The 26,163-nt window shown below is 60.0% G+C and carries 28 protein-coding genes and 1 tRNA gene; 7 read left to right on the top strand and 22 right to left on the bottom strand.

Features of this window, described 5'->3' with window-relative positions:
- Nucleotides 1–81: 81 nt before the first annotated feature.
- The 5 genes from PspCFBP13508_RS19330 to PspCFBP13508_RS19310 form a co-directional block, all read right to left on the bottom strand.
- Nucleotides 82–1,011, bottom strand: a complete 930-nt coding sequence (locus PspCFBP13508_RS19330; RefSeq protein WP_137215424.1) for a LysR substrate-binding domain-containing protein — start codon at nt 1,009–1,011, stop codon at nt 82–84.
- Nucleotides 1,012–1,088: 77 nt separating this feature from the next.
- On the bottom strand, nt 1,089–3,185 hold the full coding sequence (locus tag PspCFBP13508_RS19325) for a DUF6311 domain-containing protein (RefSeq protein ID WP_137215423.1): 2,097 nt from the start codon (nt 3,183–3,185) through the stop codon (nt 1,089–1,091).
- Nucleotides 3,182–3,568, bottom strand: a complete 387-nt coding sequence (locus PspCFBP13508_RS19320) for a GtrA family protein (protein ID WP_137215422.1) — start codon at nt 3,566–3,568, stop codon at nt 3,182–3,184. Before PspCFBP13508_RS19320 ends, PspCFBP13508_RS19325 begins: the two co-directional genes overlap by 4 nt.
- Complete coding sequence (locus PspCFBP13508_RS19315) at nt 3,565–4,275, bottom strand: methyltransferase domain-containing protein (RefSeq protein ID WP_137215421.1); 711 nt, start codon at nt 4,273–4,275, stop codon at nt 3,565–3,567. Before PspCFBP13508_RS19315 ends, PspCFBP13508_RS19320 begins: the two co-directional genes overlap by 4 nt.
- 3 nt (nt 4,276–4,278) lie before the next feature.
- Entirely contained in the window at nt 4,279–5,244 is a 966-nt protein-coding gene (locus PspCFBP13508_RS19310) for a glycosyltransferase family 2 protein (protein WP_130909612.1), read from the bottom strand.
- A gap of 275 nt (nt 5,245–5,519) precedes the next feature.
- On the opposite strand from PspCFBP13508_RS19310, the gene PspCFBP13508_RS19305 reads away from it, so the two are divergent.
- The 3 genes from PspCFBP13508_RS19305 (at nt 5,520) to PspCFBP13508_RS19295 (ending at nt 6,640) form a co-directional block, all read left to right on the top strand.
- A complete protein-coding gene (locus PspCFBP13508_RS19305) occupies nt 5,520–5,711 on the top strand; it encodes a DUF1508 domain-containing protein (protein ID WP_137215420.1) in 192 nt (63 codons plus the stop codon).
- A gap of 133 nt (nt 5,712–5,844) precedes the next feature.
- On the top strand, nt 5,845–6,069 hold the full coding sequence (locus PspCFBP13508_RS19300; protein WP_130909610.1) for a hypothetical protein: 225 nt from the start codon (nt 5,845–5,847) through the stop codon (nt 6,067–6,069).
- Nucleotides 6,070–6,097: 28 nt separating this feature from the next.
- The gene (locus PspCFBP13508_RS19295) at nt 6,098–6,640 is read left to right on the top strand and encodes a DUF4142 domain-containing protein (protein ID WP_241662829.1); all 543 of its coding nucleotides are present in this window, start codon (nt 6,098–6,100) and stop codon (nt 6,638–6,640) included.
- A gap of 15 nt (nt 6,641–6,655) precedes the next feature.
- On the opposite strand, the gene PspCFBP13508_RS19290 is transcribed toward PspCFBP13508_RS19295, so the two are convergent.
- The 3 genes from PspCFBP13508_RS19290 to PspCFBP13508_RS19280 form a co-directional block, all read right to left on the bottom strand.
- The gene (locus PspCFBP13508_RS19290) at nt 6,656–7,633 is read right to left on the bottom strand and encodes an SDR family oxidoreductase (protein ID WP_137215419.1); all 978 of its coding nucleotides are present in this window, start codon (nt 7,631–7,633) and stop codon (nt 6,656–6,658) included.
- An 18-nt stretch (nt 7,634–7,651) separates the two neighbouring features.
- Nucleotides 7,652–7,882 carry a hypothetical protein gene (locus PspCFBP13508_RS19285; protein WP_071174678.1) on the bottom strand — a complete coding sequence of 77 codons (231 nt, stop codon included), beginning with the start codon at nt 7,880–7,882 and terminating at the stop codon, nt 7,652–7,654.
- Nucleotides 7,883–7,973: 91 nt separating this feature from the next.
- Nucleotides 7,974–9,551, bottom strand: coding sequence for a histidine kinase famiy protein (locus PspCFBP13508_RS19280; RefSeq protein WP_241669534.1), 1,578 nt, complete (start codon nt 9,549–9,551; stop codon nt 7,974–7,976).
- Nucleotides 9,552–9,722: 171 nt separating this feature from the next.
- Here PspCFBP13508_RS19280 and PspCFBP13508_RS19275 point away from each other — a divergent pair, with 171 nt between their 5' ends.
- Nucleotides 9,723–10,712 (top strand): ribonuclease Z, encoded by a 990-nt coding sequence (locus PspCFBP13508_RS19275; RefSeq protein WP_137215418.1) that lies wholly within the window; start codon nt 9,723–9,725, stop codon nt 10,710–10,712.
- Nucleotides 10,713–10,761: 49 nt separating this feature from the next.
- On the opposite strand, the gene PspCFBP13508_RS19270 is transcribed toward PspCFBP13508_RS19275, so the two are convergent.
- The 8 genes from PspCFBP13508_RS19270 to dapA form a co-directional block, all read right to left on the bottom strand.
- Nucleotides 10,762–11,271, bottom strand: coding sequence for a DUF892 family protein (locus tag PspCFBP13508_RS19270; protein WP_137215417.1), 510 nt, complete (start codon nt 11,269–11,271; stop codon nt 10,762–10,764).
- Nucleotides 11,272–11,348: 77 nt separating this feature from the next.
- Nucleotides 11,349–12,233, bottom strand: a complete 885-nt coding sequence (locus PspCFBP13508_RS19265) for a manganese catalase family protein (protein ID WP_073472943.1) — start codon at nt 12,231–12,233, stop codon at nt 11,349–11,351.
- 239 nt (nt 12,234–12,472) lie between these two features.
- Entirely contained in the window at nt 12,473–13,828 is a 1,356-nt protein-coding gene (chrA, locus tag PspCFBP13508_RS19260) for a chromate efflux transporter (protein WP_137215416.1), read from the bottom strand.
- Nucleotides 13,829–13,948: 120 nt separating this feature from the next.
- Nucleotides 13,949–14,038: transfer RNA gene (locus tag PspCFBP13508_RS19255), tRNA-Ser, on the bottom strand.
- Nucleotides 14,039–14,122: 84 nt separating this feature from the next.
- Complete coding sequence (purC, locus tag PspCFBP13508_RS19250; RefSeq protein ID WP_123418004.1) at nt 14,123–14,836, bottom strand: phosphoribosylaminoimidazolesuccinocarboxamide synthase; 714 nt, start codon at nt 14,834–14,836, stop codon at nt 14,123–14,125.
- 28 nt (nt 14,837–14,864) lie between these two features.
- Nucleotides 14,865–15,626: an MBL fold metallo-hydrolase gene (locus tag PspCFBP13508_RS19245; protein WP_024012002.1), complete on the bottom strand. Its 762-nt coding sequence runs from the start codon at nt 15,624–15,626 to the stop codon at nt 14,865–14,867.
- Nucleotides 15,627–15,632: 6 nt separating this feature from the next.
- Nucleotides 15,633–16,748, bottom strand: a complete 1,116-nt coding sequence (gene bamC / locus PspCFBP13508_RS19240) for an outer membrane protein assembly factor BamC (protein WP_016771264.1) — start codon at nt 16,746–16,748, stop codon at nt 15,633–15,635.
- Between the two features lie 17 nt (nt 16,749–16,765).
- A complete protein-coding gene (gene dapA, locus PspCFBP13508_RS19235) occupies nt 16,766–17,644 on the bottom strand; it encodes a 4-hydroxy-tetrahydrodipicolinate synthase (RefSeq protein WP_016771265.1) in 879 nt (292 codons plus the stop codon).
- A 328-nt stretch (nt 17,645–17,972) separates the two neighbouring features.
- On the opposite strand from dapA, the gene PspCFBP13508_RS19225 reads away from it, so the two are divergent.
- Both PspCFBP13508_RS19225 and PspCFBP13508_RS19220 read left to right on the top strand, forming a co-directional pair.
- A complete protein-coding gene (locus tag PspCFBP13508_RS19225) occupies nt 17,973–18,533 on the top strand; it encodes a glycine cleavage system protein R (protein ID WP_123465477.1) in 561 nt (186 codons plus the stop codon).
- 10 nt (nt 18,534–18,543) lie between these two features.
- Nucleotides 18,544–19,017, top strand: coding sequence for a peroxiredoxin (locus PspCFBP13508_RS19220; protein WP_041478861.1), 474 nt, complete (start codon nt 18,544–18,546; stop codon nt 19,015–19,017).
- A 120-nt stretch (nt 19,018–19,137) separates the two neighbouring features.
- Here PspCFBP13508_RS19220 and PspCFBP13508_RS19215 read toward each other — a convergent pair whose 3' ends face one another.
- Nucleotides 19,138–20,208 (bottom strand): AI-2E family transporter, encoded by a 1,071-nt coding sequence (locus PspCFBP13508_RS19215; RefSeq protein WP_016771268.1) that lies wholly within the window; start codon nt 20,206–20,208, stop codon nt 19,138–19,140.
- Nucleotides 20,209–20,239: 31 nt separating this feature from the next.
- Nucleotides 20,240–20,479, bottom strand: a complete 240-nt coding sequence (locus PspCFBP13508_RS19210) for a sulfurtransferase TusA family protein (protein WP_016771269.1) — start codon at nt 20,477–20,479, stop codon at nt 20,240–20,242.
- Nucleotides 20,480–20,577: 98 nt separating this feature from the next.
- Between PspCFBP13508_RS19210 and PspCFBP13508_RS19205 the strand changes: the two genes are divergently transcribed.
- Nucleotides 20,578–22,011, top strand: coding sequence for a M48 family metalloprotease (locus tag PspCFBP13508_RS19205; protein ID WP_137215415.1), 1,434 nt, complete (start codon nt 20,578–20,580; stop codon nt 22,009–22,011).
- 81 nt (nt 22,012–22,092) lie between these two features.
- Here PspCFBP13508_RS19205 and PspCFBP13508_RS19200 read toward each other — a convergent pair whose 3' ends face one another.
- From PspCFBP13508_RS19200 to rpoE, 4 genes are all read right to left on the bottom strand, one after another.
- On the bottom strand, nt 22,093–23,526 hold the full coding sequence (locus PspCFBP13508_RS19200) for a DegQ family serine endoprotease (RefSeq protein WP_039760902.1): 1,434 nt from the start codon (nt 23,524–23,526) through the stop codon (nt 22,093–22,095).
- Nucleotides 23,527–23,734: 208 nt separating this feature from the next.
- The gene (locus tag PspCFBP13508_RS19195; protein ID WP_137215414.1) at nt 23,735–24,700 is read right to left on the bottom strand and encodes a MucB/RseB C-terminal domain-containing protein; all 966 of its coding nucleotides are present in this window, start codon (nt 24,698–24,700) and stop codon (nt 23,735–23,737) included.
- 8 nt (nt 24,701–24,708) lie between these two features.
- Nucleotides 24,709–25,296, bottom strand: coding sequence for an RseA family anti-sigma factor (locus PspCFBP13508_RS19190; RefSeq protein WP_008077804.1), 588 nt, complete (start codon nt 25,294–25,296; stop codon nt 24,709–24,711).
- A gap of 30 nt (nt 25,297–25,326) precedes the next feature.
- Nucleotides 25,327–25,908: an RNA polymerase sigma factor RpoE gene (gene rpoE, locus PspCFBP13508_RS19185; protein ID WP_003172477.1), complete on the bottom strand. Its 582-nt coding sequence runs from the start codon at nt 25,906–25,908 to the stop codon at nt 25,327–25,329.
- Nucleotides 25,909–26,163: the final 255 nt, after the last annotated feature.

Genomic DNA, 26,163 nt, shown 5'->3' with positions numbered 1-26,163 from the left:
CACTTCGTTTACGGAGTGCTCAAGTCAGGACTGCCATATGACCCGAAACTTGCGCTTGCCCGGTGAGGCTCAAGACGGTATCTACAAGGGATCGTAGTGCTCAGTTGGCCGCTCACTCATGAACGCTTCGAGCCGCGAGCGCAGCCAGCGTTCGGCCGGGTCGCTGTCGACGTGGCTGAGCCAGACCATCGACAGGTCCAGCGTCGGCGTCTTGAACGGGAACGGTTCCTGGAACAACAACCCTGACGCCGCCATGGCCGCTGCGGTGTAATCCGGCAGGCTGGCGATCAGGTCGGTGCCGGCCAGCAACGCCGGCAATGCGCTGTACTGCGGCACCGACAACACCACCTGCCGCGTGCGACCGAGTTCCGCCAGCCACTCATCGGCGTAGCCACTGACATTGGCCGTGTGCGACACCAATACATGCGGGCGAGCGCAATATTCCTCGAGGGTCAGCGGTGTAGCAGAGGCATCGGCGCGCAGGATGCTCGGCTGGATGTGCCGCAGCAGTTTGCGTTTGGCGTTTGCCGGCAGGCCGCGGGTCTGGCTGATGCCGACGGTGATATCGCCGGCAGCGAGCAGGTCGGGAATGCGCCAGTAATCGACATGCTGCACCACGAACACCACACTCGGCGCTTCCTGGCGCAGCGCGCGCAACAGCGGCGGCAGCAGGCCGAATTCGACGTCGTCGGACAGACCGATGCGAAAGGTCATGGTGCTGGTGGCGGGATCGAAATCGCGGGTCAGGCTCAGCGCCGCGGAGAGTGAATCCAGTGCCGGTTTGAGATGGCGGTAAATGTCTTCGGCGCGGGCCGTCGGCTCCATCCGATGGCCGACGCGGATGAACAGCGGGTCGTTGAGCATCGTGCGCAAACGGTTGAGCGCCGAACTGATGGTCGGCTGGCCAAGAAACAGCTTCTCCGCCGCGCGAGTCACGTTGCGTTCGAGCATCAGGGTCTCGAAGACCACCATCAGGTTGATGTCGGCCTTGCGTAGTTCATTGCGGTTCATCCATTGCCCCCCTGCTCCCCGGAATAGCGGCAGTGTAGAAAAGCCCGGGACCCGGCGTCCATCAACGGTTACGCGGTTTACTGCACACTCACGGATTTCACGCCCAGGCCCATGATGCGTGCGTCATCGCTCATTCCGAGACTGCGCGGGCTGACGGCGTCGGGCAAATGCAGTTCAAGTCTCAGCGCGCCATCCTCCGGCAGGGTTTGCCTGACCTGTTCTTTCAACGGGATTTCCAGAGAATTGCCCTGAAAGGCTGTCAGCCGAGTCGAAAGAACTTCAACGCCGTTGAGCCTGACGATGACTCGCTGAGCAAGAGTTGGCGGCATGACGAACGCCAGCGCCTGGATCGAAATCGATTTGGCTTGCGCTGGCACGCGCAGCGCCATTTCCGCGTCATGGCCCTCACTCCAGGTGCCCCACGCTTCCGGTGCCCCCCAGCCTTTGATCAGTTGTCGACTCTTGCGATCGAATGTGTAGACAACGCCAGGACGGCTCAGCGCGATGGATGCCAGCGCCCGCCCCTCATCGATCATCGGCAGACATTGCTGACAACGCTTCCAGCCTGGTGCAAGCACAACGAAGTCATCGACCCGGGTCAGCAGATCGCTATCGCTGTGAACGCTTTTGGCCGCCAGAGCCTGCGCTTCATCGTCCAGGATATATAGAGAATCGGCTTCGTACTCTCCGGTTTGCAGCCGATGCCGAGCCACGCGCTGCGCCTTGTCGAGCGCCGAAATGCTCATGCGCCCCATGTACACCGCGTCGGTTTTCAGTCCATGTGCTCCAGCGAAATCAGCGATCGCTTGCCAGCGTTCGGGCTGGTTTTGCGGCAGCAACCCGCGAACATTCCTGTAGTGCCCGGCCGCGCTGTTCCAGAAGGGGTCGCGCATCGGACTGACCCAGTCCGATGCGGGGGCTACCATCCTTGATGCGCGCAGCCCCGCCCAGCCGTTGTGCGTATCTGCCACCTGCACCACCAGCGCCAAGGCGAGTAACCCCATGGCAACTGGCGCGCGAAAGCCCCGCACAAGCAGGTACACGAGGAACAGTTCGATTGCATAAAACACCGGCCAGAACATGCGCCCCGAAGCGCGAAAAATACTGGCCAGCCGCTCGATGAATGTCGGCAACGGATAGTTGAAAGTCTGCGTCCCAATACCGATGTGATGGGACAACGCGAACAGGGTCAGGCCGATCATTGCGAACACCAGCCACCACCGCTCGCCCAGCGCAGCCCTCGGCGAAATCCCGCCGCGCAACCCTGCCACCGCCGCCAGCGGTAACAGCATCAGCACACCGAGGCCGAAATAATTGAAGCCTTCATAATCGCCGCCGCCCGTGCGGATGTCCGGCAATACCTGCGACCAGCCATCCGAATCGAATGGCGCCAGCAGATTCATCCGGTAAAAACCGAACCCCCCACTGCCAGCGCCGTCGGCAATGCTGAAGTATCCGGCCTGCCAGCAACACACGCTGACCAGTGCGAACAGACCGCCGAACTCGATCAGCCCCTGACGGCGAGTCAATCGGTCAAAAATGACTTTGCCGAGCAGATCGGCAAACCAGATCAACGCCACCATGACCAACAGATACGCATGCACCAGCGCTGTCGCCGCCAGCAGACAGCCCCAGGCCAGCCGCCGCCGTTGCAACGCAGGATGCAGCGCCAGGTAAAGTGCCGCCAGTAGCAGAAAGTGCCCGGCCAGAGACAGATGTCCTCCGGCACGAACAAACATCGGCGGGGAAAACAGCAACAGTCCCGTGGCCAGAAGCCGGATTACGACGTTATCCGTGATCAAGCCGAGCAGCTTCCAGCCGAACCACGCTTGCAGTACGAAACAGATGAGCAACCACAAGCCAAAATACTGGAACGTTTCTGGCAGCCAGGCGTTGAACGGTTTGAACAGCAGTGCCAGCAGCGGATTGGAGTCAGAAAAGATGATCGCACTGCCCAACTCCATGCCGTAGGACGGGTTGAGCCCGAGGGGAAAAGTCCACGGTGACTGGCGGAAAAAAACCCAGCCCAGATAATGCGTAGCCGGATCGCCCTCGCTGAGCCAGGCAATGTTCTGCGGATCGAGTGCGCGCGGACCGATCACCATGAAAAAAGCAAGCACGCCCAACAGCAACGGCAGAATCGTCAACGCTGAAGATCTGTTCCAGGGCTTCATCGATACGTCCAGAAATTATGCAAAACGAAAGTGAACGCCGGAATCGTCAGGGCCACTGCGCCGATGCCAAACAGATAATTCAACCCGGCCATCTGCGCAGCCCAGGCCACCAGCATCGCCAGCAGAAAACCACCCGCCGACACCGTCAGAAAGCGCAGCAACGTGCGCCCATGCAGACGCGCGGAGAAGCTCCAGGCGGTATTGATCAAATAAGAAACCACAGTCGCCACGGCAAAGGCGAAACCATTGGCCAGCGGCGGTTCGGGCGCGATGAAGCGGATGAACAGCACAGCCACCAGCGCATGCAACGCGGTGACGAACAGCCCGGTTACGGCAAAGCGCAGACCGCGCCGGACAAGCGCAGATTTGTCGCCGGCGATCACGGTTTCTGCGCCAGCACGAAAACGCTCAAACCGGCCAGCCGGTTTTTCCTCATCAACGGCAGCTCAAGGCGGCACAGGGTCTTGAGCACACTGTTTACCCACGGGTGATGACGCTTGAGTTGCGACTGCGGCTCTGCGGTTTGCGAACCTTGAGGCATCAGGCGCAACGCAGCGGCGATAGGAAACACCGCACCGAAATAGTAGGCGCCGCGCTGCACGGTCAAACCGGCATCGCCCGCCAGGGTTTCGAATTGCGCGAGGGTGTAGCGGCGCTTGTGCTCGAGGAAATCGTCGTGACCGCTCCAGAGAAACTGAAACGCCGGCACCGTCAGCAGAAAACGACTGCCCGAAGGCACTTTATCGACATAGCTTTTGAGCAGGCCGAGGTCGTCGTCGACATGCTCGAGCACATCCATCAGTAACACCAGATCGGCATCAATGCTGTCGATGTTACGTCGGTAATGCACCGGTTTGCCCGCGGTGGTGGCGCTTGAATCGGCGGGGTAACTGATGTCGACGCACCACGCCTCATGCGCGTCGGTGTGGGTGAGCAGATGATGCGAGAAAAACCCCGAGCCGGCACCGACATCGAGTATTCGTCGGATCGGCATGTCACCCAGCAATTGCCGGGTCGCCGCCGCTTTCGAGCAGTAATACCAATGCTCATCGATGCTGTCGCCGAGGATGTCGGTTTCCTTGAGATCCATCTGTCAGTCCTTGGGGTCGTAGACGCGACGCACCAGAAAAACCGGCCGGCGTTTGGATTCGATATAAGTGCGGCCGAGGTATTCGCCAAGTACGCCGATGCCGATCAATTGCAGACCGCCGAGAAACGTGACCGCGACCATTAAAGACGCATAACCGGGCAGATCGATACCGTGGATCAGCGTGCGCAAGACAATGAACATCGCGAAGGCAAACGACACCAGCGAAACCGTCGCTCCCAGGTAAGTCCAGACCCGCAGCGGTTCGGTGCTGAAACTGGTGATGCCCTCCAGAGCGAAATTCCACAGGCGCCAGCCATTGAACTTGCTCTGTCCGGCCACGCGCTCGGGGCGCTCGTAGTCGACATGCGTGGTGCGGAAACCTACCCAGGCGAACAGACCTTTCATGAAGCGGCGCGACTCGGGCAGGGTCAGCAAGGCATCGACCACGCAGCGGTCCATCAAGCGGAAGTCGCCGACATTTTCCGGTAACGGCTGTTCGGCGATGCGGTTGTGCAGGCGATAGAACCAGTGGGCCGAGGTCGATTTGGCCCAAGTGTCGCTGCGGCGGCTGACGCGATGCCCCAGCACCACTTCGTAACCTTCGCGCCAGCGCTCGATCATCTGCAAGATGACTTCCGGCGGGTCCTGCAGATCGGCGTCGATCGGCACTACGATCTGCCCGGTGGCCATTTGCAGACCGGCCGACAACGCCGCTTCCTTGCCGAAGTTGCGACTCAGATCAACGATGCGCAGACGCGAATCCTGCCGTTGCCGTTCAAGCAAGCGCTCAAGGGTGGTGTCGGTGCTGCCATCGTTGATGAAGACCAGTTCAAGATCGATCAGCGCCTGCGCCTGAAAGACATCGTCGATGCGCGAAAGAAAGCTGTCGAGGCTGTCGGCCTCATTGAAAACGGGGATCACCAGCGACAACGTCACTTGCCCGGCCTGTTGCGTTCCGTGCTCAGTCAAAGGAGTGCTCTTTTTATAGTTTGTCGGTCATCGAAAGTATTTCGAGGCCATGAGCCGTCCCGTATTAAGCAGTAGCAGGCACGCACGTGCAAGCATGACACGGCGTCATATCGGCCAATTCGCCGGGCAGTCGCGGCGCTCTGGCCAGCGTCTTTGAGAAACATCCGCGAACGATTGGAAACAAATCCCCGATAGCCAAAAAAACCCGCTGCGCTAGGCTTGCGTCGATGCGCCACACTGGTTGGCGCACCTTTCTATCGCAGGGAGCGAACCCCATGTATTTCGAAATCTACCGACAAACCCGAGGCACCCCAAGCACAGGCAAAGGCCAGTGGCGCTGGCGTCTGCGCGCGCGAAACCACGAGACAGTCGCCAGTGGCGAATCGTATGTGAACAAGGCTGATTGCCTGCACGTGATCAACCTGATCAAAGCCGTACAGGACGAGACGCCAATCAAGGAAATTTGAGCGACGTTCGGTTCATCTGCAAACCGGCACCGTTTGTCGCCCTTCAAGGCGTTTATTTGAATGCTTGCCAGCGGTGTTCATCAAAGGTGCATGTACTGCAATTTTTGCTGCCATGCACCCAAGGATTTCAGCCATGTCCCATGAGCACCGCTACCTCATCAGTTTCATCGTCGACAACCAGCCGCAAAGCCGCACGCTGATCCACGATGGCGACACCCTTGATCCGGGTCTCGCTGAAACGCTGGTCAAGACCGCTTTTCCCGAATTGAAGGCCGCTTCACTGAGCGACGTCCAGGTGCAGAAACGCATCAGGCCCGACGAAGGCGACAACGTCCCCGGCCACTATCAGCAGCCATGAGCCGATCCCGGGCCGCCACCATCCATTGATGCTGCGGAGATTACGCTCCATGAAATCACTCGCCGCGATATGCCTTGCGGTCCTGGCTTTGAGCGTCCAGCCAAGCCATGCAGACACCATCGACGCCTTCATCGAAGAGGCGGCACAGCAAAGCCTGTTCCAGCACAACAGTTCGCGCATCGCCTTGGAAAAGGCAAGCTTGCCCGAAGTCAAAGCGTTCGCCAGACAAATGATCGCCGACCATGAGCACTTCGATAAACAAATCAGGCAGCTGGGGCAAAGCCAACATATGGTGGTTCCCGCCGAACCCTCCGTGGCATCCAAAGCCAAGCAGCTACGCCTTGAATCAAGGGATGACGCCTTCGACCGCATCTACATCGACAGCCAGGCCGAAACCCTTGAGCAAAAGCTGATGCTGTTCAAGAAAGAAGCCATGTCATCGCACAATCCGCAGCTCAAGGCGTTCGCCCAATCCGCGTTGCCGAGCATCGAGAAACAGGCAAAAACTGCCCGCGACCTGCAGGAAAAACTCAAGCCCTCCGCTGGCGCACTGAAATCCGTCAACCCCTGACCAAGCGGGGAACAATCAAAGCTGTAATAGAGCTACGCCCAACAGCACGGCAATCACTGCCGATACCGCCAGCACTTGAGTCGAAGTCAAGGCCAGCGCCGCGTCCTTTGAGCGGCCGATAAAGCGGCCACGGGTCTGATGCCGATCCGGCTGCGCTTCGAACAGGTTGTCCGGGTGCTCGTTGTCCTCAGGCTCATTGGTCTGCTGACCGGACCATGCACTTCGCGCCATCAAACGGTCGAGAAGACCGGGCATGACCGATTGGCCAATAATCGCTTTGATCGTCGATCCACCGAGCCAAAGCTCACGAGGCGGGTGCCTGACCACACTGAAAATCGCTCGCGCCGCGACGTCGGGGTCATGGATCGGTGGCACCGGTTGCGCACGCTTGGGCAATTTGTTGCGCGCCCAGTCGAACTGCGGCGTGTTGATCGCCGGCAACTGCACCATGCACACGCGAATATGGCTGCGCTCATGCAGCAACTCACAGCGCAATGAATCAGTAAAACCGCGTACAGCGAACTTCGCCCCGCAATAGGCGGCCTGCAACGGAATCGCGCGATAGGCCAATGCCGAGCCGACCTGGATGATCAGGCCCTTGTTGCGCGGACGCATCAACGACAGCGCCGCCAAGGTGCCGTGAACCGTGCCGAGATAGGTCACCTGAGTGACGCGCTCGATCTCGGCGGCAGACAATTGATCTATCGGCGAAAGCACTGTGACCATCGCCGCGTTGACCCAGACTGCCAGCGGTCCGAGCGCGGCTTCCAGTTGCTGCGCGGCCTCCTGCACGGCGAGCGCATCGGCGACATCGACGCTGACGGTTTCAACCTGCACGCCATACGCTTGCAGCTCCTCTTGCGTGGCAGCCAGTCCCGCCGGATCACGCGCCAACAGGCCGATGCGGTAGCCGCCAGCGGCAAACCGGTGGGCCACTGCGCGACCCACGCCAGCACTGGCGCCGGTTATCACTACCAACGGTTGCTCCTGCATGGATCGCCCTCCCGGCGGTCAATCAATCGGCCCGATATTGATCATCAGGTCATCGCCCAGCCCTTGCACCTTGGCCAGCACGTCCACCGGCGTTTCGCTGGAAAAATGCACAACATAGCCCATGCCGCTGCCATCTTCTTCGATTGCACTGACCCACGACTCCACCTCGTCAGCATCCAGCCCCAGAGCCTGGCCGAACTGGCGGTTGCGGTGATCGGAATCGGTTTCGTCCATCGGATAATCGCTCATTGCCAACATCTCCTCAGGGATCGGGCCCCTCACTGGTTGTTCAATGCGGTCTTTAGGATGGACGCCGAACGTGCGCCGTCAGTTCGTTTTTTCAGCCGAGCATCGAGCGCAGCTTGCGCAGCAGATCCACCGGTGCGTAAGGCTTGGCGATCAACTCGAATTCATTGTCAGCCAGCTCATTGGGCGTCGACTCGTCCGCGCAGTAGCCGGTCGTCAGCAGGATCTGCATGGCCGGATAGCGCTGGCTGATTTCCCGCGCCAGTGCCAGCCCGTTCATCTCTCCGGGCATGACCAGATCAGTGAATACCAGCTCATAGTCGCTACTCCGCAGCGCGGCCAGTGCCTCGCTCGCGTCTGCAGCGATGGTGATCCGGTAACCCTGTTCGGACAGTACGAAGCGCGCCAGTTCAGCGACTTCGGCGCGATCCTCGACGATCAGGATGCGCTCCGTGCCCTTGAGACTTTCTGCGGTTTCAGCGGAGCCAGGTGCCGATAGCTGACTGTCATCCGCCGGGAAGAACAGGCGCACCGTGGTGCCGAGCCCCGGCGCCGATTCGATTTTGACCACACCGCCGGATTGCTTGACGAAACCGTAGACCATCGACAAACCGAGGCCGGCACCGTTGCCCTCCTCCTTGGTGGTGAAAAACGGTTCCATCACTTTGTCGAGATCGTCAGCGGCAATGCCCACGCCGTTATCGGCAATCGCGATGCAGACGTAACGCCCCGCCGCCAGTCCGCCCTGGTGCGGGTCCGTCGCGTCCGGGACAACGACGTTGCGGGTCTGCACGGTGATCTCTGGCTGCGGTTGCCCCAGCAGGGCGTCACGGGCATTGGACAGTAGATGATTGAGCGCCATCTCGGCCTGCGCCGGGTCGAGCCGGCAATTCCACAAGTCCTCGGCCAGTTCGAATCGCGGCTCCAGATCGGCGGATTCATGCGTCGGCAGCGCAGAGCGCTCAAGCATGGCATTGAGATTGATCACTCGGCCTTCGAGCCTTTGCCGGCGGGAAAACGCCAGCAGATGCTGGGTCAGCAGGCGTGCTTTCTCTGCCGCCGCGCGGGCGTGACCGGCGCCTACCACAATGCGCTGCGGATCGATGCTCGGCCGCTTGGCGGTGTGCTGGATCAGCTCGATGTAGCCGATCATCACTTGCAACAGATTGTTGAAATCGTGGGCAATGCCACCGGTCAACTGGCCCAGCGCTTCCATGTTCTCGCTGTAGCGCAGACCGTCCTCGGCGTCGCGTCGGCGGCTGACGTCCATTTGCGAGGCGAAGAAATACACCAATTGTCCGCGCTCGTTGAATAGTGGCGCGATGAACAGCTCGTTCCAGAACGATGAGCCGTCCTTGCGGTAGTTGAGCACCTCCACGCAGGTTTCGTGTTGATGTTTGAGCGCTTGCTTGACCTGTTGCAACACGGTGCGATCAGTCTGCTCGCCTTGCAGAAATCTGCAGTTGCGCCCGAGCACTTCTTCCAGCTCGTAGCCGCTGAGTTCAAGAAACGCATTGTTGGCAAAAATGATGGGATCGTCGGGCTGCGCAGGATCGGTGACAATCATGGCCATGCGGCTGACCTGCACCGCCGCGAAAAACACATCTTTGCGTTCTTGCGAAAGGGTCGCCGCATCGGCGCGGTCGACGATCGGCCTGGATTTTCTGGGCAAGTTGACCTCCGCTAAGTGACTCCGTTTCGCTGTGACCATCATCTGCGAGCGTAGTGCCAAGGCCGGACGCCGATAGCGCGGGCGTTCGATGAATTGCCGCAGAACATCGACGGATCCGAATCGTGTCGCTGATTGTCGAAAGCTCACCGAGGTCCGCCAGGGAGAACCACCGTGGATTTGTTGTTTCTGGGCACGTCTGCCGGCGTGCCGACCCGCCAGCGCAATGTCAGCGCAACGGCATTGATCGCTTCTGCCGGCAAAGGCTGGTACCTGATCGATTGCGGCGAAGGCACTCAGCATCAGGTGCTGCGCACGCCGCTGTCACTGAGTGAATTGCGGGCGATTTTCATCACTCATGTGCACGCCGATCACTGCCTGGGCTTGCCGGGTCTGCTGGCGAGCACCGGCATGTCCGGACGCACGCGGCCGCTGGACATTATTCTGCCGGCGGCGCTGCAGCCGTGGCTGAGAATGAGCCTGGAGGTGACGCAATCGCATCTGCCCTTCGAGATCAACCTGCACGCTGTGGAAACGCTTACCGAATGGCGCAACCTCAACGTTCAGGTGCAGACCGTCGAGTTGTCCCACCGTGTGCCGTGTCATGGTTATGTGTTTACCGAGTCCGACCCGGAGCCGCGTCTGGACGCGGGGCGCCTGGATGCCGAGGGCATCGAACGCGGCCCGCTCTGGGGTCAGTTGGCCCATGGTCAGGATGTGGAGGTTGACGGGCGAATGCTGCACGCTCGCGACTATCTGCTGAGCGCGCGACCTGATCGGCGCATCATCGTCTGCGGCGACAACGATCGGCCGGCACTGCTGGCAGAAGTGGCGCAATCGGCGGATGTGCTGGTGCATGAAGCGACATTCGTGCAGGCAGCAATCGACCGCGCTCGTGCCAGTTACGGCCACAGTAGCGCCGCCGCTGTCGCCGGATTTGCCGAGGCCGCCGGTGTGCGCAATCTGGTGCTGACGCACTTCAGCGCGCGCTATCAGGCCAACCCGGCGGTGAGTCCGTCGATCGAAGATGTGCGCAGTGAAGCGGCGGCGCTGTATAACGGCCAACTGATTCTGGCGCGGGATCTTCAACGCTATCACCTCGACCGCTTTGGGCATTTGCTGCCCGTGGCAATCGAGCGCAAAGCGATGGAAATCGCGCCGTAGCTTTGATACCGCGTCCGCCCGCTCGGCAGGCGGACGCTGGTGGGCAGGGTTACTTCTTGGCTTCCTTGTCCGGATCCGCCGAGCGTTCCAGAAACGCTTCGGTCAGTTGCGGCAAATGCTTGAGCAGCCATTCAGCCATGGCCACCTCCTGCGGCAGAATCTGTTCGCAGGCCTTCTGTGTTTGCGTGTCCCCCGCCGCTTTCGCCGCTGCGATCAGCACGGTATAGCTGGCGACCTCCATGTTCTCGAAAACGTAGCCGGCCATGGCGCCCTTGATCACTTCATCGCTCATCAAGGAGCCGCCAACCGCCTGACCGAACGCCATCAATTTGCCGCCCAGGTCTTTCATCGTCGAGGATTCACCGCCCAGACGTTGCAGACATTCGTCGATGAGTTTCTGTTGGCCAAGGGTTTCTTCGATGTGCTGATCGATGCGCGCCTTGAGCTGCGGGTAGTGTTCCAGACGCTTGGATTGCGCCTTGAGCATCTGCTCGGCCTGTTGCTCCATGGCATGGGCGTCACGCAGCCAGTCGAGCAGGTTTTCCTGTGGAGTAGCCATTGTCGAGTCCTCTTCTTGATGATTTCACAGTGATCAACCGGGGCGCGCCGCCTGATGTCCGGCGCGCCCCACGTGCCTTACAAACCAGGCTTGGCCTGCGCGCCGGAGCCCAGATCCGCACCGGTGACCGGCTCGCTGTTGGGGTCGGACATGGTGCGCATTTTCATGTTTTCCAGCAGCGCTTCGTCGGCGCTGTCCAGTTGCACGGTGGCCAGGCCATCGCCGCCGTCGACCGCCGGCGTCGGACTTTCGACGAACTCCCAATCGTCGCCCTGATTCCATGGACCGCGCATGCTTTCGGTGCCTTGCGACATGTTGAAGTAGACGTTGGTGAACTCAGGCATGCCGGGCAGCTTGCCTTGCGGGAAGTTTGGCTGAATCGAATGCAGGGCTTTTTCGAAGGACAACTGGTGCGCAATCTCACGGGTCATCAGAAAGCCCAATGCTTCTTTTACGCCGGGATCATCGGTGACGTTCATCAAGCGCTCATAGACGATTTTCGCCCGCGCTTCAGCGGCGATGTTGGAGCGCATATCGGCGGTGGGCTCGCCGATGGTATCGACGTACGCCGCCGTCCAGGGCACGCCGGCCGAGTTGGTCAGCGGCGAACCGGCACCGTAGAGCAGGCTGGTGATATGCGAGTCATTGCCGTTGCCATTGAGCGAGCGATACAGCTCGCCTTCTTGCTCGACGCCTTCAGCCATCCGGCCTTTTGCGCCCTTGTTGAGCATGACGATGATCGAGCCAATGATCTCCAGGTGACTGAGTTCTTCAGTGGCGATGTCCATCAGCAGGTCTTTGCGTCCCGGATCGTCCTCGGCCAGGGCTTGCGTGAAATAGCGCGAAGCCGCCGCCAGTTCACCTTGTGCGCCGCCAAACTGCTCGAGCAACAGATTGGCCAGCCCCGGATTGGGCTCGGCGACACGAACGGTGTATTGAAGTCGCTTGTTATGTAGAAACATGACAAATCTCCTCAGTCGGATAAGCGTGGCAAGTCGTGGGTTAAAAGCCTGCCTACCCTTTTGTGAAGCATTGTCTGTGCGAAAATTTCAAAAAAATCGTGGGGACAGGACAAATGGTTTGAACCGCGCGAGCAAGCGAAGCGGGGGTGTACCGCTGGGGATATTCGCACTGGAACGACTGGAACTTATTGCCGGAATCGAGTCTCCAGCGCGCGATTCGATTTCCGGCGCCGCGATCATTAACGCAGCAAATGCACCACCAGCCCGACCAGTGCACAGCCCAGCAACACCTGAATCACTCCGCGCTTGAAGCGAAACAGGGCAATGGCCGCGGCAAGCGCAATCAACGCCGACGGCCAGTCCAGGCTGCCGCTTAAGCCTTGCGGCCAGAGCACGTGGTAGCCGAAGAAACACGCCAGATTGAGAATCACGCCGACCACCGCAGCGGTGATCGCGGTCAGTGGGGCGGTGAATTTGAGTTCGTCGTGCGTCGACTCCACCAGCGGGCCGCCGGCGAGGATGAACAGGAATGAGGGCAGAAAGGTAAACCACGTCACCAGCGCGGCGGCGACCGCTCCGGCGAGGAACACCTGATCGGCGCCGAACACCTGCGTCACATAAGCGCCGACAAACCCGACAAACGCCACCACCATGATCAGCGGCCCCGGTGTGGTTTCGCCCAGCGCCAGGCCGTCGATCATCTGCGTCGGAGTCAGCCAGCCGTAGTGACCGACCGCACCTTGATAGACATAGGGCAACACCGCATAAGCTCCACCGAAGGTGAGCAGCGCTGCCTTGGTGAAGAACCAGCTCATCTGCGTCAACGTGCCCTGCCAGCCGAATAGCGCGGTCAATACCCCCATCGGCAATGCCCACAGCGCGGCACCAATCACGGCGAGCATGGCCAGTTTCGTCCAGCTGAAACGGGCATGCGCCGGGGTTGGCGTGTCGTCGTCGATCAACGCCGCGCCGAAAGACTTCTTCGCGGCGCTATGCCCGCCCGCCCTGAATTTCTCCGGCGCCAGTCGACCGCCGAAATAACCAATCACCGCCGCACCCAGCACGATCAACGGGAACGGCACATTGAACGCAAAAATCGCGGTAAACGACGCCGCCGCAATCGCCCACAGCCAATTATTCTTCAGCGCCCGCGAACCGATGCGATGCGCCGCCTGCACGACAATGGCCGTCACCGCAGGCTTGATCCCGTAAAACAGCCCGGCGACCACCGGCACTTCACCGAAGGCGATATAGAGCCACGACATGAAAATCAGGATGAACAGCGAAGGCAACACGAACAACGCCCCGGCCACAATCCCGCCCCAGCTCCGATGCATCAGCCAGCCAATATAAGTCGCCAACTGCTGCGCCTCAGGCCCGGGCAGCAACATGCAATAGTTCAAGGCATGCAGAAAACGCCGCTCGGAAATCCAGCGCCGCCGCTCGACCAACTCCTGGTGCATGATCGAAATCTGCCCGGCCGGCCCGCCGAAACTGATAAAGCCCAGCTTCAACCAGAACCAGAACGCCACGCGCAGACTCACGGCCTGCGGCCTAACGTCGTCATCACCCACCAACGGCTGAACTTCACTCATCGAGCTGTTCCTTTTATGCAGTCGGCAGGTTGTACCCGAAAAGCGCAACGAACAAAACGCCAGAAACGAAAAAGCCCCCGTAATCATCAATGATTACGGGGGCTTCGTCTTGTTCAATAATGGCGGAGAGATAGGGATTCGAACCCTAGGTACCGGTGAAGGTACAACGGATTTCGAATCCGTCCCATTCGGCCACTCTGGCATCTCTCCAACGGCGCGCATCATAACAACACTTTCGTTGGTTGCGAACCCCCCAAACGAAATTTTTTCCGTGCTATCAGATGCTTGCGTCGATTAAAGCGGTACGCCCAGACGAGCGGCGACTTCTTCGTAGGCTTCGATGACGTCACCAAGGCCCTGGCGGAAGCGGTCCTTGTCCATCTTCTTCTTGGTGTCCTTGTCCCACAGACGGCAGCCGTCCGGGCTGAACTCGTCGCCGAGGACGATGGAGCCGTCGCTGAACACGCCGAATTCAAGCTTGAAGTCGACCAGCAGCAGGCCGGCGTCGTCGAACAGTTTGCTCAGGACTTCGTTGACCTTGAGCGACAGTTCCTTCATGCGCGCCAGTTGCTCGGGGGTGCCCCAACCGAACGCCACGACGTGGGATTCGTTGATGAACGGGTCGCCCTTGGCGTCGTCCTTCAAGAACAGTTCGAAGGTGTACGGGTTGAGCTTCATGCCCTCCTCGACGCCCAGACGCTTGACCAGGCTGCCGGCGGCGTAGTTACGCACGACGCATTCGACCGGGATCATGTCGAGCTTCTTCACCAAGCATTCGTTGTCGCCCAGCAGTTTGTCGAACTGGGTCGGCACGCCGGCCGCTTCGAGTTTCTGCATGATGAAGGCGTTGAACTTGTTGTTCACCATACCCTTGCGATCAAGCTGTTCGATGCGCTTGCCGTCGAACGCCGAAGTGTCGTTGCGAAACAGCAGGATCAAGCGGTCAGCGTCGTCGGTCTTGTAAACCGATTTGGCTTTGCCGCGGTAGAGTTCTTCACGTTTTTCCATGATGGGCTCCGCTTGCTAAGTAGGTGGGCTAGGCGATGTGGCGCCAGTCGAGCCCTGAATCTTGATCGGCCAGTTGCAGCCAGTCCGGGTCGCACCCGAGGGTGTCGACAAAACATTGCCGGGCCAGCTGCGGCAGGTTGTTCTTGCTGCTCAGATGGGCCAGGACCAGGTGTTGCAAACCCTGCCAGCCCAACTCGGCCACCAGGAATGCCGCCTGATGGTTGTTCAGATGTCCGCGTTCGCCGCCTACCCGCTGCTTGAGAAAGTACGGGTAGTGACCACGGGCCAGCATGTCGCGACAATGGTTCGACTCGATCATCAATGCATCGAGGTCCCGATAGCCATCCAGCACCCGCTCGCAGAACGATCCCAGGTCGGTCAACAGGCCGAAGCGCCGCTGTTCCTGATCGCTGAAAACGTACTGGGTCGGCTCCTGCGCGTCGTGGGCCACGGCAATGACCCCGACGTTCAGTGCGCCGATCTGCAGTTGCTCGCCGCCGGCCAGAAAGCCTGCCGGTTCAAGCGGTTTGCGCATCCCGCGCAACGTGCCGCGACTGAGGTAGACCGGCAGATTGTAGCGCCGAGACAGCAAACCCACGCCATGCACGTGGTCGGCATGTTCGTGGGTCACAAGTATCGCGCTCAGTTGCGCCGGGTGCACACCCAGGCGCAACAGACGTCTTTCGGTTTCCCGCAGGGAAAAACCACAATCCACCAGCACGTACGTATCAGCACTGGCGATCAGCGTGCCGTTCCCTTGGCTACCGCTGCCGAGAACGGCAAAACGCATATCGGATCAGCCCAGGTTGTCCTGAATCACGCTCAACACTTTACGCGCGACATCGGCCGGCGCGACGGTGTTGATGTTCTTTTCGACGGTGACCTGGATGTTCTCTCCCACCTTGCTCAGGCGAACCTGATAGCGCTCGGCACGGGCTTCGACTTCTTCCTTGCTCGGCGCACTGCCGAACAGGCTGCTGAAGAAGCCAGGCTTGTCGTCTTTCTTCTCGGCTTTTTCGGCCAGGTTGATGTAGTACAGGCCCAGGCTGCGGTTGATGTCTTCAACGCGCCATTCGCCCTGTTCCAGCGCACGGCCGACGCTCGACCAGGCGCGGTCCAGATCGGTACCGACGTTCAACACCGGGTTGCCGCTGCCGTCTTCGTTCAGGCTGACACGGCTCGGCGCATCGAAATCACGCGAGGCCAGCATCGACACCGAACCGCCCTTCTCGGAGGTGCGGCTCATGCTCGCGAGCATGTCGTCGACCAGCGCAGCGTCCAGGCCAGTGTTGACCGAACGGTTGGTGAAAGCCACGTCGGCAGTGCTGCCGGCAGGACGCTCGGCGCTGACCACGTAGATCTCACTGGTGTTGCGCTGCACACCCGGCTCGATGCGCACACGCACGCGGGTTTCGCTGTCGCTGGCGATACCGGCCGCACTCAGGCGCTTGGCCATCGACGCGGACAACTCGTCGGAGTGCTGCCAGGTGGTGGTGAACTCACCGGTCTGCGGACGCTGTTCATCCAGACGGAAACCGTTGTCCTGGAAGAACTGCAGCGCCACTGGCCAGACTTCGGCCGGCGGGTGCTGGGCCACGACCCAACGCGAATCACCGCTCTTCTGCAGCGAGTAATCGGTGGCATCGGCAACCGCCGACAGCGGCTGAGGACGCGGCACGACGTATTCGCCCGTCGCGGTGTCATCGGCCACGTTGCGCGGGATCGGCAACAGCGGATCGAGGCGCTTGGCAGTGCTCACATCCGGTGGCAATTGCATCGGTGCAGTCTGTTGCGCTTGCAGGTAATCGCTTCCACGGTCGCGGAAATAACCTTCCGGCCCCCAGACCCATCCGCAGCCACTGGTGCTGGAGATAATCAAGGCAAGTGCGGAAAGTCCGGCCATTCGCTTCATGCGTTGTACTTCCTCAATTAAACCAGGACGTTGCACTGGCGCAGGGCCGAGCGCAGCGTTTCATGACAAGGGGTGCTCAGCCAGGTCAGTGGCAGGCGGATGCCTTCGTGCATCAGGCCCATTTCGACCAAAGCCCACTTCACCGGAATCGGGTTGGCTTCGATGAACAGGTCCTTGTGCAGCGGCATCAGTTTTTCGTTGATTGCGCGTGCGGTATCGGCGTCGCCCTTGAGCGCAGCCTCGCACAGGTCAGCCATTTCGCGCGGGGCGACGTTGGCGGTGACCGAGATGTTGCCTTTGCCGCCCAGCAGGATCAGCTCGACAGCGGTCGGATCATCGCCGGACAGCACGATGAAATCCTTGCTCACGCCATCGATGATCGCTTTGGCGCGCTTGAGGTCGCCGGTAGCTTCCTTGATGCCGATGATGTTCGGCACGGTGGACAGGCGAATCACCGTCTCGGCCTGCATGTCGCAGGAGGTGCGGCCGGGAACGTTGTAGAGAATCTGCGGAATGTCGACCGCTTCAGCGATGTGCTTGAAGTGCTGGTACAGGCCTTCCTGGGTCGGCTTGTTGTAATAAGGAACCACCAGCAGGCAGGCATCGGCGCCGGCGGCCTTGGCGTTGCGGGTCAGCTCGACGGCTTCGCGGGTCGAATTGGCGCCGGTGCCGGCGATGACCGGAATGCGCCCGGCAACCTGTTTGACCACGGCTTTGATGACGGCGATGTGCTCTTCTACATCAAGGGTGGCCGACTCGCCGGTAGTACCGACGGCGACGATGGCATGGGTGCCGTTCTTGAGGTGGAAGTCCACGAGTTTGCTGAGGCTGTCCCAGTCAAGACGCCCTTGTGCATCCATGGGAGTGACCAGTGCCACCATACTGCCCGCAATCATGAAACCGCTCCTGCCGGAAAAAGAGAGCGGTAATGGTACTGGCGCCAAGATGCTTGCACAAGCGAAGTACTGCGCCGCCGCCATTCCCCTTGGCGCCGCTTTTCGCTACCCTTCAGACTTTGATCGGTACAGATCAGCTTGTACGCCGGGTTTCAGCCTCCCCTTTCGGCCTCCCAGGCCCCGTTCCTGCGTCGCATCGACGCGCTCCCGCACAGTGGAGCGAGCCGCGATCGCTGGCCGGGTCTCTTTTTACGGACCGCCAGAACAGGCACTCCCGGCTACCAATGCCCGTCAACCTACCGACCGCTCATCGCTTTAGGAATGCTGCATGTCCACCCCCACAGTTCGCGAACAATTCCTTGTCATCAGTGCCCTCGGCGCCAACCCCATGGAGCTGACCAACGTCCTGTGCCGCGCCAGCCATGAAAACCGCTGCGCCGTCGTCACCTCTCGCCTGACCCGCCACGGCGAGTGCAGCGCCCTGGTGCTGGAAATTTCCGGCAGCTGGGACGCCCTCGCGCGCCTCGAAGGCAGCCTGCCAGTGCTGGCCAAGCGTCACGCTTTCACAGTCAACGTGGTGCGCAGCGCCGCTCTGGAAAATCGCCCTCAGGCCCTGCCTTACGTGGCCTACGTCAGCTCGGCTTATCGCCCGGACATCATCAATGAGCTGTGCCAGTTCTTCATGGACCACAACGTCGAGCTGGAAAACCTCACCTGCGACACCTATCAGGCGCCTCAGACCGGCGGCACCATGCTCAACGCCACGTTCACCGTGACCCTGCCGGCGGGCACCCAGATCAGCTGGCTGCGCGATCAGTTCCTCGACTTCGCCGATGCGATGAACCTGGATGCCCTGATCGAGCCTTGGCGCCCACAAAACCCAATGTAAGGAAGCTTTCATGGCCGTAGTCATCGACCAACCGGTTGCGGATTTCACCGCGCCTGCGACCAGCGGGCAGACCGTCAGCCTGTCCGAACTCAAGGGCAAGCAAGTGGTGATCTACTTCTACCCGAAGGACAGCACCCCGGGCTGCACCACTCAGGGCCAGGGCTTTCGCGATCAATATGCGGCGTTCAAGGCTGCCAACACAGAAGTCTTCGGCATTTCCCGCGACAGTTTGAAGTCGCACGAAAACTTCAAAGGCAAGCAGGAATTTCCGTTCGAGCTGATCAGCGACAAGGACGAGGCGGTTTGCCAGTTGTTCGACGTGATCAAGCTGAAGAAGCTGTATGGCAAGGAATACCTGGGCGTTGATCGCAGCACTTTCCTGATTGATAAGGACGGCGTGCTGCGTCAGGAATGGCGTGGTGTTAAGGTGCCGGGGCATGTTGATGCCGTGCTGGCGGCGGCTGAGGCTCTGAATAAAGCCTGATGTTTTTGCTGCGTCTGTAAAGACGCCTTCGCGAGCAGGCTCGCTCCCACAATTGAAATGTAATCACCGTGGGAGCGAGCCTGCTCGCGAATAGCCTCTCTGTAAAATCCGGATCAACCGCTAAAGCAACGGCGCCACCACCGGCTCCTTGCGCGGCCACGCATCGAGCACAGCCTTGAACAGCGTCGCCAGCGGGATCGCAAAGAACACGCCCCAGAATCCCCACAACCCGCCAAACAACAGCACCGCGCAGATGATTGCCACCGGATGTAGATTCACTGCTTCCGAAAACAGCAACGGCACCAGCACGTTGCCGTCCAGCGTCTGAATGATTCCGTAGACCGCCATCAGGTAGATGAACTGATCGCTCCAGCCCCACTGGAACAGCGCAATCAGCAGCACCGGTACGGTCACCACCACCGCACCGACATACGGCACCACCACCGACAAGCCGACCAGCAACGCCAGCAGCGCCGCGTAATTCAGGCCCAGCGCGATGAAGGCGATGTAGGTCACGCCGCCGCAAATCACGATCTCGATGCCTTTGCCACGTATGTAATTGGCGATCTGCCGGTTCATTTCCTGGGCGACGCGGGTGATCAGCGCGCGCTCGCGGGGCAGATAGCCGCGCACCCACTCGCCGATCATCGCCCGATCCTTGAGGAAGAAGAACACCAGAATCGGCACCAGCACCAGGTAGATCATGATGTTCACCAGCAGCGGCAGACTCGACAACGAGAAAGTCAGTGCCCACTGACCGAACTTGCCGATCTCGCCCCGCGCCGCTTCGATCGCTTGCAAGACTTGCTCGTCAGACACCAGATGCGGATAGCGCTCGGGCAATAGAAGCAGCAGCGATTGCCACTTGGCGAGCATGCCCGGCAACTCGTTGAACAGCGTGATCAACTGATGCCAAAGCAGCGGCAGCACCACGACAATAAACAGCATCAGCGCGCCCATGAACAGCGCAAACACCAGCCCCACCGCCACCCCGCCCGGCACGCGCAGCCGCTCGAGCGTCACCACCAGGCCCTGCATCAGATACGCCAGCACCATCCCGGCCAACACCGGCGCAAGCATGCCGCCGAGGGTGAGCACGGCGGTGAAGGCGAGAAACAGCAGCACTGCCAGCACCACGGCTTCTTCATCGGAGAAGTAGCGCTGAATCCAGTCGCGTAACACTTTGAACATCAATAATCCCTTCGGTTTTTAGCGCGGCGCTTCAGGCTTTTTTCAACCAGTAACGGTAGACCCCAGCCTCGTCTTCTTCGCGCAACAGCGCATGACCGGCGAGTTTGGCAAAGGTACGGAAGTCGCGTTGCGAGCCGGCATCGGTAGCGATCACCTTGAGCACAGCGCCACTTTGCAGTTTGTTGAGTTCCATTTTTGCCTTGAGCAACGGCAAAGGACAGTTCAGGCCACTGGCGTCCAATTCTACGTCATGGGCTACAGCGTCAGTCATTGCGTCACTCCGGTTCGGGTTGTCGAGCTGCCTAGAATATCTGGTCGCGGCTTCGGTGTCCGGCTACAGTAAGGTCTTTGTCCTCCAAGGCTTTGTGCATGACTTTTCTGCGCCCTACCCTGCTGACGCTCGCTTGCCTGCTCGCCTCACCAGGCTTTGCCGACGATCTGCCGTCACTCGGCGACGCCAGCTCTGCCATTGTCTCGCCGCAACAGGAATACCAGCTCGGCCGCGCCTGGCTGGCCATGCTGCGCAGTCAGGTTTCCCAGCTCAACGATCCGCAGCTCAAGGATTACGTCGAATCCAGCGTGTACAAGCTGGTCGAGACCAGCCAGGTCTCCGACAGGCGCCTGGAATTCATCCTGATCAACAGCCCACAACTCAACGCCTTCGCAGCGCCGGGCGGCGTGGTCGGGGTCAACGGCGGCCTGTTCCTCAACGCCCAGACCGAAGGTGAATACGCCTCGGTGCTCGCTCACGAATTGGCGCACTTGTCGCAACGCCACTTCGCTCGCGGCGTCGAAGCCTCACAAAGAATGCAGGTGCCGATGATGGCCGCGTTGCTGGCGGGTATCGTCATCGCGGCGGCAGGCGGCGGTGATGCCGGTATCGCCACCATCGCCGGCACCCAGGCTGCGGCGTTGCAGGAACAACGGCGCTTCTCACGGCAGAACGAACAGGAGGCCGACCGTATCGGCATCCTCAATCTGGAAAAGGCCGGGTACGACCCGCGCTCGATGCCGACCATGTTCGAGCGTCTGATGCGCCAATACCGCTTCGATGCCAAGCCGCCGGAATTCCTCCTGACTCACCCGGTCACCGAATCGCGTATCGCCGACACCCGCAACCGCGCCGAGCAGGCGAAACCGGGCGGCATCGAAGACAGCATGCGCTACCAGTTGATCCGCGCGCGGGTACAGTTGATCTACGAGGAAACCCCGGGGCTGGGCGCCAAGCGTTTCCGCGCCCTGCTCGATGAGAATCCGAAAAACGACGTGGCGCGTTACGGCCTCGCCATCGCCCAGATCAAGGGCGGCCAGCTCAATGAAGCGCGGGAGAACCTCAAGCAACTGCTGGCCAAGTCACCCAACGAGATCATCTACAACCTCGCGCAGATCGATCTGGACATCACCAACAATCGTCTGCCCGATGCGCAGTCACGGGTCGACCGCATGCTTGCGCAGTTCCCGGGCAACTATCCGCTGAATCAGGTGCGCGTCGATCTGCTGCTGAAACAGAATCGCGCCGCCGATGCCGAGAAGGCACTCGACAGTCTGCTCAAGTCACGCCCGGATGATCCGGACGTCTGGTATCAGGTTGCTGAAACCCGCGGTCTGTCGGGCAATATTATCGGACTGCATCAGGCGCGCGCCGAGTATTTTGCACTGGTCGGCGATTACCGCCAGGCCATTCAGCAGCTGGACTTCGCCAAGCGCAAGGCCGGCAACAACTTCCCGCTGTCCTCGCGCATCGATGCCCGCCAGCGCGAACTGATGGAGCAGGAGCGTATGGTCAAGGACATGATGGGCTGAGTCTTTCCCGACTAAGACAAAAACTGCAGACACAAAAAAACCGCCTCTTTCGAGGCGGTTTCGTTTTACCTGCCTGCTGGCTTATTCCGCCAGTTTGAAGGTGATGAAGCTGGCACGGCCCTGACGCAGCACGCGCATCGACACCGAACGGTTCTTCGGCAACGCCTTGGCGATGTCGGTGAACTCCTTGGCCGAGCCGATGGCCTGGTTGTTCAGGTGGGTGATCACGTCACCCGGTTGCAGACCGATCAGGGCCGCAGGACCGTCCTGCACTTCCTTGATCACCACACCGCCTTTGAGGTCGTAGGTTTTCTTCTGCTCGGCGGTCAATTCACCGACCGCAACACCGAGGCGGTTGCTGCTGCTTTCAGCGCCGGATTTCGGCAGCGCGTCCAGCTCTTTGTCCTCGTCCGGGATCGCGCCGACAGTCAACTCGACATTCTTGCGCTTGCCTTCGCGAATCACTTCCAGATTGGCTTTGGCGCCAGCCTTCAGCGCGCCGACCAGATGCGGCAAGTCGGCCGACATGACGATCGGCTGACCGTTCATGCTCAGAATCACGTCGCCAACCTGCAGGCCGCCCTTGGCCGCAGGGCCGTCATCCTGGATCTGCGCAACGAGGGCGCCGGCCGGCTTATCCAGACCGAACGATTCGGCGAGGTCCTTGTTCACTTCCTGAATGACCACGCCCAGCCAGCCACGGCTGACTTTGCCACCGCTCTTGAGCTGATTGGAGACATCCATCGCCACGTCGATCGGGATCGCGAACGACACGCCCATGAAGCCGCCGGAGCGGGTGTAGATCTGCGAGTTGATGCCGACCACTTCACCGTTCAGGTTGAACAGCGGGCCACCGGAGTTGCCCGGGTTGATAGGCACGTCGGTCTGAATGAATGGCACATAGTTTTCGTTCGGCAGGCTGCGACCGACGGCGCTGACGATGCCTTGGGTCACGGTGTGGTCAAAGCCGAATGGCGAACCGATTGCGACGACCCACTGGCCGGCCTTCAAGTCCTGGGATTTGCCGAGCTTGAGCACTGGCAGATCCTTGCCTTCGATTTTCAGCAACGCCACGTCAGAACGTGGGTCGGTGCCGACCAGTTTGGCTTTCATCTCACTGCGATCAGCCAGACGGACGAGGATTTCGTCAGCATCGGCGATCACGTGGTTGTTGGTGAGGATGTAGCCATCCGGCGAAATGATGAACCCCGAGCCCAGCGATTGCGCTTCACGCTGGCGGCCATCGCCACGTGGCGAGCGCTGCTGAGGCGGCATGCCGCGCTCGAAGAATTCGCGCAGCATCGGTGGCAGGCCTTCCAGATCCGGCATCTGCTGGTTGACGCGACGGTCCGGCAGTTTCTGCGTGGTACTGATGTTCACCACCGCAGGCGACGCTTGTTCGACCAACTGGGTGAAATCAGGCAGATCGGCCGCTTGCGCAGCAGGAACCGCCTGACCGAGCAACAGCACGGTGGCGAAGATGGAAAGGTAAGACTTCAAACTTGGTATCGACATACAGCTCCCGTTACGACGAGCAGGGTTAAGCGATATGGAGCAAAGGAACACCGGAAACCACAGACCGGCATTTTTGTTCCGGGAACAACAAACAAGGCCAGAGCCGTGAGGCTCTGACCTATAAAAAATTTTCAGGGGTTTTGCAAATGAAAATGCTCAGCAAACATTTCGACGTCTCGACGACGAAGTGGAAATGACTGAAATCAGCTCACTGCTTGCTGGTCGCAGCGCCATCGTTGTTACGCATCGATAGAGCGATTCGTTCGGCGGTGCCAATCGGAATTTCACCGACCACCGTGACCATCATTTCACCCTGCGGCGTGGTCAGGCGACGGGATACCGCGACGGTCGGGCCCAACTGAGTGCGGGTGTCAGTGACGGTTGCGCCATTCAACGGTTCAAGGAACACCGAGAAACGCGCCAGACCATCGTCATACATCAGGCTGCTGACTTGGGTCTTGGTCTGCGCATCCTTGTGCGAACTGCTGCTGGTCAGCTCAAAGCCTGGCGGGAGCCAGTCCGAACGCCAGTTTTGCACGGTTTTAGCTGCAGAAGCCTTGTCGCTTGCAATGTTGATCGGCTTGCAATCCGGGTCCGCCAACAAGTCCTTGTCTGACGGGATTTCATCCGTGTCGAGGCTGGTGAACTGGAAACGCTCGAGCAACTGCCCTTTGTCATTCAACAGCAACGACTTGAGCGGCAGCCCGGTTTTCTTGTCCAGATGCAACTCGAAACCGTAACGGTGCTGATCACGAGGGGTCAACGAGACGATCACTGCCTCACGGCCAGCCACGCGCGACTTGCCAATGACGGCAAGGTCATACCAATTCTTCAGCTTTTTGGGATCCAGCGCACGGGCGGCAGCGTTGGGTGAGTCACCCAATCCCGCAATCAGGGTGCCGCTGACGCATTGAGTACGTCCATCAATGCGCACGACTTCCTGAGCCGAGCCGTCGAGCTGCAATAACCGCTCGCGGACCTGGCCATTCTGGACGCGATGCCAGATGTTGTGCGTGGAAAAACTGCCGTTGCGCTCGTAAACGAAAGTGCCGTGGAAGCTTTGCTGCTGCTCGGCCTGGCCCAGACGGGTCAACCAGTCCTGGGCCTCGTCAGCGTGGGCTGGAACAACGAACCAGCCACTGAGCAGAAGCGAAAGTAGAGGGATGGCGCGCATGATCCTCCTTAACGGTTTTCCAGGCTTGCGGCACGTGCGTATGGCAGCGCGCTTTCAGTTCCTTTGAGTGCAGCCTGCTGAGCGTGCTGACGCAGGTAGCCTGGCAGACGCTGATCATGCCAGCCTGGCTGACCTTGCAGAACGCCGTTAGCCATAGGACCAGTCGCTTCCGAGCTTTCGCTGTAACCAGCCAGAACTGCCGGACCCTTGACCTGTGGAGTGGCCAGAGTAGGCTGATTCGACTGCTGGGCCAGTTCAACACCAGCAATTTCGTCCTGATTGTACAGGCGAACACCGGCCAGAACGGCCACGGTCACCGAAGCGGCAACAGCGAGGCGACCCAGGTTACGCCACGGGCTGCGGGATACTTTGGCCGGAGCCGTTTCGTCTTCCAGCGCAGCGGACACTGCCGCAGCGATATCCAGACGCGGAAGCAGCAGATCCTTGTGCATGGCTGCCCGAGCGATCTGGTAACGAGCCCAGGTCTCACGGGTATCTACATCATCCAGTGCGCTGAGCACTCGACGCAATTCCAGTTCGTCCGCTTCGTTATCCATCACTGCGGACAGCGATTCCTGCAGGGCTTCACGACTCATGGCGTTCCTCTCTTGGCTGTCGCCGCTGTCTCAGTTTTCCTGCAACAACGGTTGCAGGGCTTTATCGATGGCCTCCCGAGCGCGGAAAATCCGGGAGCGCACGGTACCCACCGGACACTGCATGACGCTCGCAATGTCCTCGTAACTCAGACCATCGAATTCACGTAAAGTTAAAGCCGTACGCAAATCCTCTGGCAGTTGCTGGATGGTCCGATGGACAGTGCCTTCGATCTCATCCCGCAGCAATGCACGTTCCGGTGATTCGAGATCCTTGAGGCCGTGATCGCCATCGTAGAACTCTGCATCCTCTGAACTTACATCGCTATCCGGCGGCCGACGGCCGCGGGAAACCAGGTAGTTCTTTGCCGTGTTAATGGCAATACGGTACAGCCACGTATAAAACGCACTGTCACCGCGGAAATTTCCAAGTGCCCGATACGCCTTGATAAAGGCTTCCTGAGCAACGTCCTGGGCTTCATGGGTGTCGTGCACAAAACGCACGATCAACCCGAGAATTTTGTGCTGATATTTCAGCACCAGCAGATCGAAAGCTCGCTTGTCGCCACGCTGTACGCGTTCGACCAGCTGCTGATCCTCTTCCTGGGTTAGCATGAACACTCCTCGATAAGCCCGGAGGAGACTTGCATTACTAAACGACCAGACTTGCAAACATAGACTCGGGCTTTTCGCAAAAGTTCTCCCCCTCCAAGCAAGTTTCCTGCGGGCTCTGATTTGGCACGCACGAAAAACGCAGCGCGGGTTGAACCGGCTGCGCGAATAATCTTGTTATCGGTTTCGCCGGCAGGAATCCAAACGCAGATTCCGCACTGAAGCCGACACTGTCCCTGGTTTCTGGCACCGTCTATT

Source organism: Pseudomonas sp. CFBP13508, assembly GCF_005233515.1.
Classification (GTDB): Bacteria; Pseudomonadota; Gammaproteobacteria; order Pseudomonadales; family Pseudomonadaceae; genus Aquipseudomonas; species Aquipseudomonas mercuritolerans.
Note: the sequence above shows the minus strand (reverse complement) of the source record. Positions and strands in the feature narration are given on the sequence as shown.

Bases quoted from the DNA above. Each gene is read 5' to 3' on its own strand.
- rpoE (WP_003172477.1), bottom strand. From the start codon at position 25,908: ATGCTAACCCAGGAAGAGGATCAGCAGCTGGTCGAACGCGTACAGCGT.
- chrA (WP_137215416.1), bottom strand. From the start codon at position 13,828: ATGAGTGAAGTTCAGCCGTTGGTGGGTGATGACGACGTTAGGCCGCAG.
- PspCFBP13508_RS19210 (WP_016771269.1), bottom strand. From the start codon at position 20,479: ATGACTGACGCTGTAGCCCATGACGTAGAATTGGACGCCAGTGGCCTG.
- PspCFBP13508_RS19315 (WP_137215421.1), bottom strand. From the start codon at position 4,275: ATGGATCTCAAGGAAACCGACATCCTCGGCGACAGCATCGATGAGCAT.
- PspCFBP13508_RS19195 (WP_137215414.1), bottom strand. From the start codon at position 24,700: ATGCGCGCCATCCCTCTACTTTCGCTTCTGCTCAGTGGCTGGTTCGTT.
- PspCFBP13508_RS19205 (WP_137215415.1), top strand. From the start codon at position 20,578: ATGACTTTTCTGCGCCCTACCCTGCTGACGCTCGCTTGCCTGCTCGCC.
- bamC (WP_016771264.1), bottom strand. From the start codon at position 16,748: ATGAAGCGAATGGCCGGACTTTCCGCACTTGCCTTGATTATCTCCAGC.
- PspCFBP13508_RS19270 (WP_137215417.1), bottom strand. From the start codon at position 11,271: ATGGCTACTCCACAGGAAAACCTGCTCGACTGGCTGCGTGACGCCCAT.
- PspCFBP13508_RS19290 (WP_137215419.1), bottom strand. From the start codon at position 7,633: ATGCAGGAGCAACCGTTGGTAGTGATAACCGGCGCCAGTGCTGGCGTG.
- PspCFBP13508_RS19265 (WP_073472943.1), bottom strand. From the start codon at position 12,233: ATGTTTCTACATAACAAGCGACTTCAATACACCGTTCGTGTCGCCGAG.
- PspCFBP13508_RS19200 (WP_039760902.1), bottom strand. From the start codon at position 23,526: ATGTCGATACCAAGTTTGAAGTCTTACCTTTCCATCTTCGCCACCGTG.
- PspCFBP13508_RS19295 (WP_241662829.1), top strand. From the start codon at position 6,098: ATGCTGCGGAGATTACGCTCCATGAAATCACTCGCCGCGATATGCCTT.
- PspCFBP13508_RS19225 (WP_123465477.1), top strand. From the start codon at position 17,973: ATGTCCACCCCCACAGTTCGCGAACAATTCCTTGTCATCAGTGCCCTC.
- PspCFBP13508_RS19220 (WP_041478861.1), top strand. From the start codon at position 18,544: ATGGCCGTAGTCATCGACCAACCGGTTGCGGATTTCACCGCGCCTGCG.
- PspCFBP13508_RS19330 (WP_137215424.1), bottom strand. From the start codon at position 1,011: ATGAACCGCAATGAACTACGCAAGGCCGACATCAACCTGATGGTGGTC.
- purC (WP_123418004.1), bottom strand. From the start codon at position 14,836: ATGGAAAAACGTGAAGAACTCTACCGCGGCAAAGCCAAATCGGTTTAC.
- PspCFBP13508_RS19215 (WP_016771268.1), bottom strand. From the start codon at position 20,208: ATGTTCAAAGTGTTACGCGACTGGATTCAGCGCTACTTCTCCGATGAA.
- PspCFBP13508_RS19245 (WP_024012002.1), bottom strand. From the start codon at position 15,626: ATGCGTTTTGCCGTTCTCGGCAGCGGTAGCCAAGGGAACGGCACGCTG.
- dapA (WP_016771265.1), bottom strand. From the start codon at position 17,644: ATGATTGCGGGCAGTATGGTGGCACTGGTCACTCCCATGGATGCACAA.
- PspCFBP13508_RS19190 (WP_008077804.1), bottom strand. From the start codon at position 25,296: ATGAGTCGTGAAGCCCTGCAGGAATCGCTGTCCGCAGTGATGGATAAC.
- PspCFBP13508_RS19325 (WP_137215423.1), bottom strand. From the start codon at position 3,185: ATGAAGCCCTGGAACAGATCTTCAGCGTTGACGATTCTGCCGTTGCTG.
- PspCFBP13508_RS19300 (WP_130909610.1), top strand. From the start codon at position 5,845: ATGTCCCATGAGCACCGCTACCTCATCAGTTTCATCGTCGACAACCAG.
- PspCFBP13508_RS19285 (WP_071174678.1), bottom strand. From the start codon at position 7,882: ATGAGCGATTATCCGATGGACGAAACCGATTCCGATCACCGCAACCGC.
- PspCFBP13508_RS19305 (WP_137215420.1), top strand. From the start codon at position 5,520: ATGTATTTCGAAATCTACCGACAAACCCGAGGCACCCCAAGCACAGGC.